Source organism: Rhizobacter sp. P3_C12, assembly GCF_056402735.1.
Genome location: NZ_JBFUGW010000010.1, coordinates 42,343 through 55,668, shown reverse-complemented (window position 1 = coordinate 55,668; position 13,326 = coordinate 42,343). Strand labels below are relative to the sequence as shown.

Sequence of the window (13,326 nt, the reverse complement as noted above, 5' to 3'; positions counted from 1 at the left end):
CCGCCGGCCGTCGTGCTGTCCGGTGCCGCGGCGGCCGAGGGCACGACTCCGTTCGCCGCGCTGCTCGACACCCCGCCGCTCGCCGCCCCCGCCGACACGCACGCCGACGACTTCGCGTTCTGGCTCTACTCGTCCGGCTCCACCGGCAAGCCCAAGGGCACGGTGCACAGCCATGCCAACCTGTACTGGACCGCCGCGCTGTACGGCCAGCCGGTGCTCGGCGTGCGCGAGGACGACACCGTGTTCTCGGCCGCCAAGCTGTTCTTCGCATACGGGCTCGGCAATGCGCTGACCTTTCCGCTGAGCGTCGGCGCGACCGTCGTGCTGATGGCCGAACGGCCGACGCCGGCCGCGGTCTTCCAGCGCCTGACGCAGCACCGCCCGACGGTGTTCTGCGGCGTGCCCACGCTGTACGTCGCGCTGCTCGCGAGCGAGGCGCTGCCGCCGCGCGATGCCGTCGCGCTGCGCGTGTGCGCCTCGGCCGGCGAGGCGCTGCCGCGCGAGGTCGGCGAACGCTTCAGCGCGCATTTCGGCTGCGACGTGCTCGATGGCATCGGGTCGACCGAGATGCTGCACATCTTCCTGTCCAACCGCGCCGGCGCGCTGCGCTACGGCTGCACCGGCAAGCCGGTGCCGGGCTACGAACTCGAACTGCGCGGCGACGACGGCCGCCCGGTCGCGCCCGGCGAGATCGGCGACCTGTTCATCCGCGGCCCGAGCGCCGCGCTGCTGTACTGGAACAGGCGCGACAAGACGCGCTCGACCTTCCTGGGCGACTGGGTGCGCAGCGGCGACAAGTACGTGGTCGATGCCGACGGCTGGTACACCTACGCCGGCCGCAGCGACGACATGCTGAAGGTCAGCGGCCAGTACGTGTCGCCGATCGAGGTCGAGTCGGCGCTGATGGGCCATGAGGCGGTGATGGAGTGCGCGGTGATCGGCCTGGCCGATGCACAGGGGCTGACGAAGACCCGCGCCTACGTCGTGCCGAGCAAGGGCCACGTGGCCGGCCCCGAGCTCGAGGCCGCGCTGAAGGCCTTCGTGAAGACGCGGCTCGCACCGCACAAGACGCCGCGCGAGATCCTCTTCACGACCGAGCTGCCGAAGACGGCGACCGGCAAGATCCAGCGCTTCAAGCTGCGCGCCTTGAATGACGCGAGCGAGGCATCGGCCTGACGCATGGTCGGACGCCGCTACGCCGAACCGATCCAGTTCGCCGAGCTCGACAGGCTCGGCCGATCGCTGCGCCTCGAGTACCAATGGGTCGGCGATGCGGCCTCGACGCGGCCGGTCGTCGTGTTCCTGCACGAAGGGCTGGGCTCGCTCGCGATGTGGAAGAACTTCCCGCGCCAGCTGTGCGAGGCGCACGGCCTGCGCGGCCTGGTGTACTCGCGCTACGGCTACGGCCAGTCGACGCCGAAGCCGCGCGACGAGCGCTGGCCGGTCGACTTCATGCACGTGCAGGCGCGCGAGGTGCTGCCGGCGCTGCTGCGGCAGCTCGGCATCGAGCGGCCCTGGCTGTTCGGCCACAGCGACGGCGGCAGCATCGCGCTGCTGCATGCGGCGTCGCACCCGACCGCGGGCGTCGTCGCGATGGCGCCGCACATCGCCGTCGAGGACCTGAGCATCGCGAGCATCGAGCGCGCCCGCCACACCTATGAAACCACCGATCTGCCGCAGCGCCTGGGCCGCTACCATGCCGATGCGGAGTCGGCGTTCCGCGGCTGGAACGACATCTGGCTCGATCCGTCGTTCCGCCGCTGGAGCATCGAAGACGAGCTGGCCGCGATCACCTGCCCGGTGCTGGCGCTGCAAGGCGTCGACGACGAATACGGTACGCTGGAGCAGATCCGCGGCATCGCGCGGCGTGCCCCGCAGACGCGCCTGCTGGAGATCGAACACTGCGGCCACTCGCCGCACCGCGACCAACCCGACCTCGTGATCCACGAAGCCGGCCGCTTCATCACCGGGTTGTCCGACCCCCTCGAATCCTGAACCTCACGGAGACTGGCATGCACCTGATCAAACTCCCGGCCCTCGCGGCCCTGGCGATGTCGATGGCGATGATGGGCGGGGCCCATGCGCAGGCCGCCGGCCCGATCAAGATCGGCTTCATGCTGCCCTACACCGGCACCTACGCGAGCCTGGGCACGATGATCGAGAACGGCTTCAGGCTGTACGTGCAGGAGCAGGGCGGCAAGCTCGGCGGCCGCGAGATCCAGTACTTCAAGGTCGACGACGAGTCCGAGCCGGCCAAGGCCACCGACAACGTCAACAAGCTGATCAAGCGCGACCAGGTCGACGTGCTGGTCGGCACGGTGCACTCGGGCGTCGCGCTCGGCATGGCGAAGGCGGCCAAGGAAAGCAACACGCTGCTGATCATCCCGAACGCCGGTGCCGACGCGATCACCGGCCCGCTGTGCTCGCCGAACATCGTGCGCAGCTCGTTCTCGAACTGGCAGCCGGGCTACTCCACCGGCGTCGTGATGGCGCAGAAGGGCCACAAGCGCGCGATGACGATCACCTGGAACTACGCGGCCGGCAGCGAGGCCGTCAAGGGCTTCACCGAGGCCTTCGAGAAGGGCGGCGGCAAGGTGGTGAAAGACCTGAACCTGCCGTTCCCGAACGTCGAGTTCCAGGCGCTGCTGACCGAGATCGCGGCGCAGAAGCCCGACGCGGTGTACGCGTTCTTCGCCGGCGGCGGCGCGGTGAAGTTCGTCAAGGACTATGCCGCCGCGGGCCTGAACAAGACCATCCCGCTGTACGGCTCGGGCTTCCTGACCGACGGCACGCTCGAGGCCCAGGGCGCCGCCGCGCAGGGCCTGCTGACCACGCTGCACTACGCCGACAACCTCGACACGCCGCGCAACAACGCGTTCCGCAAGAGCTTCGCGCTCGCGTACAAGACGAACGCCGACGTCTACGCGGTGCAGGGCTACGACGCGGCGCAGATCCTCGCAGCCGGCCTCAACGCGGTGAAGGGCGACCTCGCCAGGCGCGAGGCACTGACCACCGCGATGCGCAAGACGACGGTCGACAGCCCGCGCGGCAAGTTCACGCTGTCGGCGGCCGGCAACCCGGTGCAGGACATGTACCTGCGCGAGGTGAAGGGCGCGAACAACGAGTTCAAGTCGATCGCCGTCAAGGCGCTCGCCGACCCGGCCCGCGGCTGCAAGCTCTGAGGTGGATGCCACCACCTTCCTGGTCCAGTGCCTGAACGCCGTCCAGTACGGCCTGCTGCTGTTCCTGGTGGCCAGCGGGCTGACGCTGATCTTCGGGATCATGGGCGTGATCAACCTCGCGCACGGCAGCTTCTACATGATCGGCGCCTACCTCGCGTTCGCGCTGGCGCCGTACTTCGTCGATCAGTTCGTGCTGATGCTGCTGGTCGGCACGCTGCTGGCGGCGGCCTTCGGCTTCGTGCTGGAGTGGGCGTTCTTCAGCTTCCTGTACCAGCGTGAGCACCTGCAGCAGGTGCTGATGACGTATGCGCTGATCCTGGTGTTCGAGGAATCGCGCAGCCTGCTGCTCGGCAACGACGTGCACGGCGTGCAGCCGCCCGCCTGGCTGGCCGGCAGCATCGCGCTCGGCGAGCTGATGTCGTACCCGGTGTACCGGCTGTTCGCGTCGGCCGCCTGCCTCGCGATCGCGGCGCTGCTGTACCTGGTGGTCAACCGCACGCGGCTCGGGATGATGGTGCGCGCCGGCGCCAGCAACCGCGACATGGTGCGCGGGCTCGGCATCGACATCCGGCTGCTGTACCGCGGCGTGTTCGCGGCCGGCGTCGCGCTGGCGGCGCTGGCCGGCATGATCGCCGCGCCGATGTCGTCGGTGTACCCGGGCATGGGCGGCAGCGTGCTGATCGTCAGCTTCGTGATCGTCGTGATCGGCGGCATCGGCTCGATCACCGGCGCGCTGGTCGCGTCGCTGCTGGTCGGCTTCGTCGATACCTTCGGCAAGGTGTTCTTCGCCGAGCTGAGCGGCATCGGCATCTACCTGCTGATGGCGATCGTGCTGGTGTGGTGGCCCGAAGGCCTGATGCGGCGGGGGCACTGATGCCGCCCGCCGGGTCACGCTGGTTGCCACCGGCGGTGCTGCTCGCGCTGGCGCTGCTGCCGGCGCTGCTGTCGCCGTACCTGATGGACCTGACCGTCAAGATCCTGATCTCGGCGATCTTCGCGCTGAGCCTGCAGCTGCTGGTCGGTGCGACCGGGCTGGTGAGCCTCGGGCACGCGGCCTTCCTCGGCATCGGCGCCTACGTGACGGTGCTCGCGTCGCCGCAGGGCGAAGGGGCGTCGCTCGGGTGGCTGCTGCCGGCGGCGATGGGCGGCGCGGCCGCGTATGCGCTGTTCGTCGGCGCGCTGAGCCTGCGCACGCGCGGCGTGTACTTCATCATGGTGACGCTCGCGTTCGCGCAGATGGCCTACTTCGTCTTCCACGACACCAAGCTCGGCGGCGGCAGCGACGGCATCTACCTGTACGTGCGGCCGGTGCTGCGGCTGGGCGACACCACGCTGCTCGACCTCGAGAACAAGCGCCATGTCTACGGCCTGGTGCTGGCCTCGCTCGCGTTCACCTGGGGCGGGCTCGCGCTGCTGCTGCGCTCGCGCTTCGGCCATGCGCTGCAGGGCATCCGCGTCAACGAGGCGCGCATGCGGGCGGTCGGGTTCCGCACCTACGGCTACAAGCTCGCGGCCTTCGTGATCGCAGGCGCGCTGGCCGGGCTGGCCGGCGCGCTGCTCGCGATCCAGGACGGCGTCGTCAACCCGGAGCTGCTGTCGTGGCACGAGTCGGGCGCGGTGCTGCTGATGATCATCCTCGGCGGCCTCGGCCCGCTGCGCGGCGCGATCGTCGGCGCGGTGGCGTTCACGCTGCTGAAGGAGCTGTTCGCGAGCGAGGGACTGGTCGGACCGCTGGCGGCGCACTGGCAGATGACGCTCGGCTTCACGATCATCGCGTTCGTCGCGTTGCTGCCGCGCGGCATCGTCGGCATCCGCTGGCGCCGGGGGGTTGCATGAGCGCGCTGATCCAGGCGACCGGCCTGTCGCGCACCTTCGGCGGCCTCGCTGCCGTCGACGCGGTCTCGCTCGACCTGCGGCTCGGCGAGGTGCACGCGGTGATCGGCACCAACGGCGCCGGCAAGTCGACGCTGATCAACCTGCTGTCGGGCGAGCTGCCGGTGAGCGCCGGGCAGATCCGCTTCGGCGAGGACGACATCACCGGCTGGTCGCAGCCGCGCCGGGCGCGCGCCGGCATCGGCCGCAGCTACCAGCGCACCACCATCTTCGACAGTTTCAGCGTGCTGGAGAACTGCCGGCTCAGCGCGCAGGCCGCGCTGCAGCGGCCGTGGCAGGTGTGGCAATCGGCGCAGCGCTGCAGCGCCAGCCGCGAGGTGGCCGGGCAGGCGCTGCAGGCCGCGGGCCTCGCCGACAGCGCCGCGCACCTCGCCGGCACGCTCAGCCACGGCCAGAAGCGCCAGCTCGAGATCGCGATGTGCCTGGCCACCCGGCCGCGCGTGCTGCTGCTCGACGAGCCGCTGGCCGGCATGGGCGCCGAGGAGACCGAGCGCATGCTCGCGCTGCTGCAGTCGCTGAAGGCGGGCCACGCGATCCTGCTGGTCGAGCACGACATGGATGCGGTGTTCCGCATCGCCGACCGCATCACGGTGATGGTCAACGGCGCGGTCATCGCCTGCGACGTGCCGCAGCGCATCCGCGAGCATCCGCAGGTGGTGACGGCCTACCTCGGCGAGGGGCATGGATGACGGCCGCCAACGCACCGCTGGTCGAGATCGATGCGCTGCACGCCGGCTATGGCGACAGCCGCGTGCTGCACGGCGTGTCGTTCACGGTGCCGGCCGGCAGCGCGCTCGGCCTGCTCGGGCGCAACGGCATGGGAAAGACCACGCTGATCCGCACGCTGATGGGCTACCTGCGGCCGAGCGCCGGCCGGGTGCGCTGGCAGGGCCGCGACGTGACCGGCTGGCCGCCGGAGCGCATCGCGCGGCTCGGCGCCGGCTACGTGCCCGAGGGCCGTGGCATCTTCCCGAACCTGTCGGTGCGCGAGAACCTCGTGATGGCGGCGCGCGCCGCAGCCGACGGCCAGCGGCCGTGGACGCTCGAGCGCGTGCTGGAGACGTTTCCGCGCCTCGGCGAGCGGCTGGCGCACGGCGGCCAGCAGCTCTCGGGCGGCGAGCAGCAGATGCTCGCGATCGGACGCGCGTTGATGACGAGCCCGCAGCTGCTGATCCTCGACGAAGCGACCGAAGGCCTGGCGCCGCTGGTGGTGGCCGAGATCTGGCGCGTGATCGCACAGATCCGTGCGAGCGGCATCAGCACGCTGATCGTCGATCGCAACGTGCGGCGCGTGCTGGAGCACACCGACCAGGCGGTGGTGCTGGAGAAGGGGCGGATCGTCTGCGCCTCGAGCTCCTCGGCACTCGCAGAAGACCACGCGGCACTCACGCGCTGGCTCGGCGTCTGAGCTTCTTTCTTGAGGACCGATACGCGGCGTTACCACCTGTCGCCGGGGCTGCCGTTTTTTGCGCGAGATGACCCCTTCGGCAAGGCAGGCTTCCCTTTTGTGTCAGCTGCGTCAGCATCCGTATCGCCGGCCGCCGGCAGGCGAGTGCCTCCCAACATCGCGCGCAAGCCGCGCCGGCGCTTGCTTCGTGCAGCCGTGCACCGGTTCGGATTTCTGCCGTGCACCTGCCTGGACGCGTCCGGCAGCGATGGCTTGCTTTTTGCGCTGTAGAACGCATTCCGGCCACGAGCCGGGCGGCTGTGCGTTGGGAGCGCTACACCATGAACTTTCTGCCACGGCTGCTGGCGCTCGGCGCCGCGATCTCGGGCCTGCTGTTGACCAGCGGCTGCACCACCACGGCCGGCGCGATCATGAGCGCCACCGGCATCGCGACCGACACCAGCCCGACCTGGGAAATCATCAAGCACATCCACGCCAAGTTCACCGAAGGCGATCCGCAGTCGTGCGCGGCGCTGAACTCGGCCCAGCGGGCGCTGACCGCGCGCTGCCTGCCGTTCCAGCCCGGCAGCCTGAAGGTCGCCGACATCCGCGCCAGCGGCTTCCAGGAATGCACACTGACGATCGCGGCACGCGATCCGCAGTTCTGGCCGGTGCTGCCGGAACTGCTCGACAAGGGCGCGCAGCCCGAGACCTGCTACCAGCCGCCGATGGTCGCGCTGGCCCGTTCGCCGAACCCGGTCGACTTCTCGAAGGCCTCGCCGCAGGCGCTGCGCTCGCTGCGCTTCCTGGCCGAGGGCGATTCGCGCGCGGTGAACCATGACGTGCTGCGCCTGCTGAGCTCGCCGAGCGCGCGCGCCGCCGGGCTCGACGAGGTGATCGCGCAATGGTCGGACCAGGGCGACCTGGCGGTCGGCCAGCTCAACTTCAGCCCGCTGAGCGCACTGCACCCGAGCGCGCTGCAGACGCCGCTCGCGGCCAGGCTGGAGGCCACCGGCCACACCGCGAAAGCCGGCCTCGGCCCGTACCAGGGCAAGCTGGCCGCCGGGTTCGAAGAGGCGCTGCGCACCTCCGACTATGCAGCGCTCGAATGGTGGTTCAAGCGCGAGCCGAAGCTGGTCGACAAGGTGCCGTCGACGCAGGGGCAGCAGCTGCCGTGGATTCCGCTGGCGCGCGTCATCGTGCCGGCGTTCATGAACGACGAGCGCGCGCAGACGCAGATGGTGAGCTTCCTGCTGAGCCATGGCGCGAACCCGTGGCAGTCGCTGCCGTACCAGCCGACCCAGACGGTGGTGGGTTTCGCGAAGACGCTGAAGAGCCCGACGGTGGCGCTGCTGGAGGCCCCGAAGGCGCCGGCGGCGACGACGATGGCGGCCAACGGCGGCAACAGCGGCCAGGCCGAGTAGTTCGCCGGGTTCAGTCCTCGGCGGCCGGTTCGCCGCTGTCGAGGAACGGCCACCCAAGCACCTCCGCGAGGCGGTGCACCACCCACACCGCTTCGTCCTTCGACACCACCGGACCGGCCTGCAGGCCGCGCAGGCAATCGGCCAGCACCGATGCTTGCGAAGCCCCCGTGCCGAAATGCTGGGCGCTCGCACGCTCGCTCAGGTGCTGCGACAGGTCCTCGCACAGCTCGTAGCGCTCGCGCAGCTCGGCCAGCGGCACGGTCAGGCGCTGGCGGGCATCGGTGTACAGCGCGTAGAAAGACGGCGGAACGTGGATCTGGTACTCATCGGACATCGCGCCGATGATGCCAGCGTTCGCAGCACGCGCCCGCCCTACAGCTCGTCGAACAGGCCCGGCTCGCTGCCGATGCGGGCACGCTCGATGCCGAGCAGCCGGCGCTTCATGTCGATACCGCCCGGCGACGAGAAGCCGCCGGAGCGCCCGCCCGCCGCCAGCACGCGGTGGCACGGCACGATCGGCGGGAACGGGTTGCTGCCCATCGCCTGGCCGACCGCGCGGGCGCTGCCGGGCTCGCCGAGCTGTTGCGCGATCTCGCCGTAGCTGCGCGTCTCGCCGGGCGGGATCGCCAGCGCGATCGCGTAGGCACGGCGGTGGAAATCAGGCAGCCCGATCATGTCGAGCGGCGCGCCCGACAGGTCGACGCGCTCGCCGTCCATCAACGCCCGCAGGCGGTCGATCACGACCTGGATGTCTTGCGGCGCCAGGCCCTCGACCGACTCCGGCAGSCGCCGCTGGATGCGCCGGCGCAACGCCGCCTCGTCGGCATCGGGCAGCCAGCTGCCGACGATGCCCTGCGCGCCCCACGCGATCGCGCAGGGCCCGATGGCGGTGGCGAACACGGCGTGGCGGACGTTCATCGCGTCACGCGATGCCGATGTACTTGTGCGTCTGCACGCTCAGGTGCCACAGCGGGTGGGCCAGGCAATAGGCCACCGCCTGCTCGGTGTTTCGCTTGCGCTCGAGGTTGTCCATCGGCTGCAGGAAGAAGTGGTCGAACTTCAGCGAAGTGAAGCGCTCGGGCATCGCCTTCGGCTGCGGGTAGACGAGCTTGAGCTCATGGCCCTGCGTCAGCACCAGCTCGGCATCGGCCTTCGGGCTGACGCAGATCCAGTCGAGCCCCGGCGGTGCGGGCTGGGTGCCGTTGGTCTCGACGGCGATCTCGAAGCCCTGCGCATGGAAGGCGTCGACCAGCGCCTCGTCGAGCTGCAGCAGCGGCTCGCCGCCGGTGCACACGACGAACGGCCGGCCGGCGTGCGGCTTCGGCCAGTGCGACGCGACGGCCTGCGCCAGCGCGAGCGCGGTGTCGAACTTGCCGCCATTGACGCCGTTGGTGCCGATGAAGTCGGTATCGCAGAACTGGCAGACGGCCGTCGCGCGGTCCTGCTCGCGGCCCGACCACAGGTTGCAGCCGGCGAAGCGGCAGAACACCGCGGGGCGACCGGCGTGGGCGCCCTCGCCTTGCAGCGTGTAGAAGATTTCCTTGACCGCGTAGGTCATGCTGCGTCCTTCCGTTGGTTCACGCGTCGGTTCAGATCGGGATCGCGAGGCCGGCCTGCACCTCGGCCTGGTCGGCGATCACGATGGCGCCACAGCCGCGCGTTTCGTAGAGGTCGACGCGATCGACCATCGGCAGCACGGCGCGTGCCTCCTTCAGGATCCATGCGGCGAGTGTCGCGGTGTCGCCATCGGCGAGGCCTTCGATCTCGTACAGCGGGCGATGGTCCAGCGCCTTGAAGATCGGATCGAACAGCGTCTTCACGTCGCCGAAGTCGACGGTCCAGCCCATCAGCGTGTCGAGCGGTGCGGCGAGGTGCAGCCGCAGCGTGTAGGTGTGGCCGTGGATGCGGCGCAGCGGGCTGCCGTCGGGCGCGTGCTTGAGTTGCAGCGCGCTGTCGAGCGTGAACTCCTTCCAGATGCGGTGGTGGCGGCCGTCGAAGTTGGCGCCGCACGAGGCGGTTTCGTAGACGGTGATCCACGACAGCTCCGGCAGCGTGGGCTTCAGGCGCTCCCACAGCCAGCTCGACATCAGCTCGCTGGTCGGGTTCTGCAGGCCGGGCAGGTCGTTCAGGCAGCCGTAGTTCAGCTCGTGGTGCAGCGGGGCCCAGCAGTCGTCGAGGTGGTCGTAGTCGATGCTGAGGTCGCGCGCGCCGAGGTCCTGGTTGGCGTGCATGATGACCTCGAAGCCATGGCCGTGCATGCGGCCGCACTTGTGGCCGAGCGGCACGTTCGGCAGCTTGTGCGCGGCCTGGAACAGGTAGCGGCGCCAGACATGGGCCTGGCCGGTGGCATCGAGGTCGACGCCGCCGTGCGCGGTGCTCTGGATGCCGAGTTGCGTGATGCCGGGCGCGTCGAGCTGCGAGCGGATCCAGCGCGCGAGGTTCTCGTCGGTGGGCTGCGCGACGATGTCGTTGAGCAGGCGGTAGTCGAGCTGCGCGGTGCGCGATTCGAGATCGGCACGCAGGCGTTCGACCTCGCCGCCGGGGAAGGCGGCCCAGCCGTGCGGCAATTCGGCGCGCAGCGTCGCGAGGAAGCTGTGGCCATGCAGGCGGCGCGAGCGATGGCCTGCGGGCAGCAGGCTCACTTCGCAGGCGGACTCGAAGCCGCTGGCGGCACAGTGGAGGGTCTTGATCGGCACGCTGTCTCTGTGGGAGTCTGGAAGCAGGAACGCCCACGGTCCGTGGGCGTTGCGCGGCGCCGTCCACGGGCGCTCCGGACGGCCATTTTAGCGAGGGGTCGAAAACCCCGTCGCTGCCTCTGGAGGCCTTACTTCTGTTCGTCGGCGGGGTTCACGAAGTGCCGTCCGCCGGGGCCCATGCCGGTCACTTGAACGATGGTCTCGTCCCGCACTTCGACGAAGTGGGGAACGTTGGCCGGCTCGGTGTAGAAGCTGCCCGCGGGCAGGGCTTTGAGGGCCTTGGCGTCCCACTTCTCGCCGTAGCCCGTGTACCAGGTGCCGGACAGCACGGTGATCTGCCGGAAATCGGGGTGCGTGTGCGGGGCGAGCTTGTAGCCGGCGGGCACTTTCAGTCGGACCGTGTAAGGTCCCGGCTTGGCCGGGTCGCCGATCAGGATCGCCTGGGAGATGCCGCGCACGGCGAGGCCGCCCGTGTCCCATTTCATTTCTTCCGGCGTCAACGTGACCACGCCTGCATCGGCAGCTTGGGCGATCACGTTGCACGACAGCACAGCCGCCGTGCACAGAAACAAGATTGTTGGTTTGATGTTCATGGTTGACCCTGATGAATCTGCAGGACTGCAGGACCTGCATGTCGCAAAGTCTGCGCCAGATTCCGCGTCAGATTTGAAATGCAAAAAGGCCCTCGCATGGAGGGCCTTCTTGTTCTGGATTTGGTTGCGGGGGCTGGATTTGAACCAACGACCTTTGGGTTATGAGCCCAACGAGCTACCAGACTGCTCCACCCCGCGACTGAGCCTGTGACTATAGCACAGGAACTGATGGCGTGCGAGCTTTACAGGCCGGCTCGCTGCAATGTCACGAGGAACTCTTCGGCCTTCTGGAAACCGATCACGCGGGTGCCCTGCATTTCACGACCGTCGGCAGCGAAGAAGATCGTGCCCGGCGGGCCGAACAGGTTGAAGCGCTTCAGCAGCGCGCGATCGTCGTCGTTGTTCTTCGTCACATCAGCCTTCAGCAGCAGCGCGTTCGCGAGCTTCGCCTGCACGGCCGGATCGGTGAACGTGAAGCGCTCCATTTCCTTGCACGACACGCACCAGTCGGCATAGAAGTCGAGCATCACCGGCCGGCCTGCGCTGCGCAGTGCGGCATCGAGCTCGGCAACGCTGCGCACCGTCGCGAACGTCGGCCCGTGCGCTGCCGCAACGGCACCGCCGCCCCGCAAGTGCCCGAGCGGTTGCAGCGGATCGGTGCCGCCCGAGGCCGCGCCCACCAGTTGCAGTGTGCCCAGCAAGGCCAGCACCGCCGCACCCGACTTGCGCAGCAGCGTGCCCGGCGCCGTCGCGGGCGCGTGCGCACCGCCGGCCAGCGCGACCACCGCCGCACCGATCAGCAATGCGCCCCACAGCGCCAGCGCCACCGTGGCCGACAGCACCGGCTGCACCGTGTACAGCGCCACCGCGAGCAGCATCAGGCCGAACAGGCGCTTGACGCCATCCATCCAGGCGCCGGCGCGCGGCAGCAGCGTGCCGGCCGAGGCCCCGACCAGCAGCAGCGGGATGCTCATGCCGGCCGCCAGCGAGAACAACGCCGTGCCACCGAGCAGCACGTCGCGCGTCTGGCTCAGGTACACCAGCGCACCGGCCAGCGGCGCGGCCACGCACGGGCTCACGATCAGCGCCGACACGCCGCCCATCGCGAACACGCTGGCCATGCGCCCGGCCGGCAGTTGCTGCGAGGCCTCGGTCAGGCGGCCGGTCAGCGCCGCCGGCAGCTGCAACTCGTACACGCCGAACATCGAGACCGCGAGCGCCACCAGCCCCAGCGCGAACACCCCCAGCACCCACGGGTTCTGCAACGCCGCTGCGAGCCCGACGCCGGCCAGCCCCGCCGCCACGCCGAACGCGGTGTAGACCAGTGCCATGCCGAGCGAATAGCTCGCGGCCAGCGCCAGCCCGCGCGAGCGGGTGACGTTGTGCCCCTGCCCGACGATGATCGACGACAGGATCGGCAGCATCGGCAGCACGCAGGGCGTCAGCGACAGCAGCACGCCGGCCAGGAAGAACACGCCGACCACGGTCCAGAAACGGCCGCCGCGCAAGGCGGCGTCGATGCCGGCGTTGTCGGTGGAGGTCGGCGCTGCCGATGACGGCGACGCTGCCTCCGTCTGCGCCAGGGCCGCTGTGGCCGAGCCGGTGGGCGCCGCGCTCGACGACGTGGCACCGCTGCCGCCCGCCACCACCAGCCGCGCCGTCCCGTCRCCGCCGAAGCCGCTCAGGCCGATCTCCGCCTGCGTCTCGCGCGGCGGATAGCACAGGCCCTTGTCGGCACACCCCTGGCTCGTCACCGTCAGCGTGAAGCGCGGTGCCGCCTGCTGCACCGGCACGACGATGCGGATCACGTCGCGGTAGGTCTCGACATTCTTCTGGAAGGTCTCGTCGAACTTCACCTTGCCCGGCGGGATGACCGGCTCGCCGAGCGTCGCCCCGCCGGCCGCGAACCTGAACTGCTCCCGGTAGAGGTAGTAGCCCGGCGCGATCGCGAAGCTGACCTCGACGCTCTTCGCGTCCAGCGGCTTCGCATCGAAGCGGAAGGCCACCGCGGGGTCGAGGAAATCGTCGGCGGCCCGCGCCGCGCCGGGCAGCGCGCACAGCGCCGCCGCCCACATCATCAATGCAGCCGCCAGGCGCGGCCAGGGGGTCACGGGATTCAATGCACGCATGGGAGGGGGAGTCGAAGGCACG

At 69.9% G+C, this 13,326-nt stretch carries 14 protein-coding genes and 1 tRNA gene; 8 read left to right on the top strand and 7 right to left on the bottom strand.

The features are described 5' to 3' along the window. The 8 genes from AC1DXV_RS03730 to AC1DXV_RS03695 form a co-directional block, all read left to right on the top strand. Positions 1-1,176: benzoate-CoA ligase family protein (locus AC1DXV_RS03730; RefSeq protein WP_477932527.1), on the top strand; the 1,176-nt coding region annotated here is incomplete at its 5' end. 3 nt (positions 1,177-1,179) lie between these two features. Then, positions 1,180-1,995 carry an alpha/beta fold hydrolase gene (locus tag AC1DXV_RS03725; protein WP_477865795.1) on the top strand — a complete coding sequence of 272 codons (816 nt, stop codon included), beginning with the start codon at positions 1,180-1,182 and terminating at the stop codon, positions 1,993-1,995. A gap of 17 nt (positions 1,996-2,012) precedes the next feature. Further along, positions 2,013-3,182 carry an ABC transporter substrate-binding protein gene (locus AC1DXV_RS03720; RefSeq protein WP_477932525.1) on the top strand — a complete coding sequence of 390 codons (1,170 nt, stop codon included), beginning with the start codon at positions 2,013-2,015 and terminating at the stop codon, positions 3,180-3,182. 1 nt (position 3,183) lies between these two features. Further along, complete coding sequence (locus AC1DXV_RS03715; RefSeq protein ID WP_477932523.1) at positions 3,184-4,056, top strand: branched-chain amino acid ABC transporter permease; 873 nt, start codon at positions 3,184-3,186, stop codon at positions 4,054-4,056. Continuing rightward, on the top strand, positions 4,056-5,018 hold the full coding sequence (locus tag AC1DXV_RS03710; protein WP_477865792.1) for a branched-chain amino acid ABC transporter permease: 963 nt from the start codon (positions 4,056-4,058) through the stop codon (positions 5,016-5,018). Before AC1DXV_RS03715 ends, AC1DXV_RS03710 begins: the two co-directional genes overlap by 1 nt. Then, positions 5,015-5,764, top strand: a complete 750-nt coding sequence (locus AC1DXV_RS03705) for an ABC transporter ATP-binding protein (RefSeq protein ID WP_477865791.1) — start codon at positions 5,015-5,017, stop codon at positions 5,762-5,764. Before AC1DXV_RS03710 ends, AC1DXV_RS03705 begins: the two co-directional genes overlap by 4 nt. Next, complete coding sequence (locus AC1DXV_RS03700) at positions 5,761-6,483, top strand: ABC transporter ATP-binding protein (RefSeq protein WP_477865790.1); 723 nt, start codon at positions 5,761-5,763, stop codon at positions 6,481-6,483. The genes AC1DXV_RS03705 and AC1DXV_RS03700 overlap by 4 nt, the downstream gene beginning before the upstream one ends. 320 nt (positions 6,484-6,803) lie before the next feature. Continuing rightward, complete coding sequence (locus AC1DXV_RS03695) at positions 6,804-7,886, top strand: hypothetical protein (RefSeq protein ID WP_477865789.1); 1,083 nt, start codon at positions 6,804-6,806, stop codon at positions 7,884-7,886. Positions 7,887-7,896: 10 nt separating this feature from the next. Here the strand turns inward: AC1DXV_RS03695 and AC1DXV_RS03690 are convergent, their stop codons facing one another. The 7 genes from AC1DXV_RS03690 to dsbD form a co-directional block, all read right to left on the bottom strand. Beyond that, on the bottom strand, positions 7,897-8,220 hold the full coding sequence (locus tag AC1DXV_RS03690; protein WP_477865788.1) for a hypothetical protein: 324 nt from the start codon (positions 8,218-8,220) through the stop codon (positions 7,897-7,899). Between the two features lie 38 nt (positions 8,221-8,258). Next, positions 8,259-8,804, bottom strand: a complete 546-nt coding sequence (locus AC1DXV_RS03685) for a methylated-DNA--[protein]-cysteine S-methyltransferase (protein WP_477865787.1) — start codon at positions 8,802-8,804, stop codon at positions 8,259-8,261. Between the two features lie 4 nt (positions 8,805-8,808). Continuing rightward, a complete protein-coding gene (gene queE, locus AC1DXV_RS03680; protein WP_477865786.1) occupies positions 8,809-9,444 on the bottom strand; it encodes a 7-carboxy-7-deazaguanine synthase in 636 nt (211 codons plus the stop codon). Positions 9,445-9,475: 31 nt separating this feature from the next. Continuing rightward, a complete protein-coding gene (locus AC1DXV_RS03675) occupies positions 9,476-10,582 on the bottom strand; it encodes a 6-pyruvoyl trahydropterin synthase family protein (protein ID WP_477932520.1) in 1,107 nt (368 codons plus the stop codon). Between the two features lie 128 nt (positions 10,583-10,710). After that, positions 10,711-11,175, bottom strand: a complete 465-nt coding sequence (locus AC1DXV_RS03670) for a cupin domain-containing protein (RefSeq protein WP_477864426.1) — start codon at positions 11,173-11,175, stop codon at positions 10,711-10,713. Between the two features lie 121 nt (positions 11,176-11,296). After that, positions 11,297-11,373, bottom strand: a tRNA-Met gene (locus AC1DXV_RS03665). A gap of 44 nt (positions 11,374-11,417) precedes the next feature. Next, the gene (gene dsbD, locus AC1DXV_RS03660) at positions 11,418-13,286 is read right to left on the bottom strand and encodes a protein-disulfide reductase DsbD (protein ID WP_477864427.1); all 1,869 of its coding nucleotides are present in this window, start codon (positions 13,284-13,286) and stop codon (positions 11,418-11,420) included. Positions 13,287-13,326: the final 40 nt, after the last annotated feature.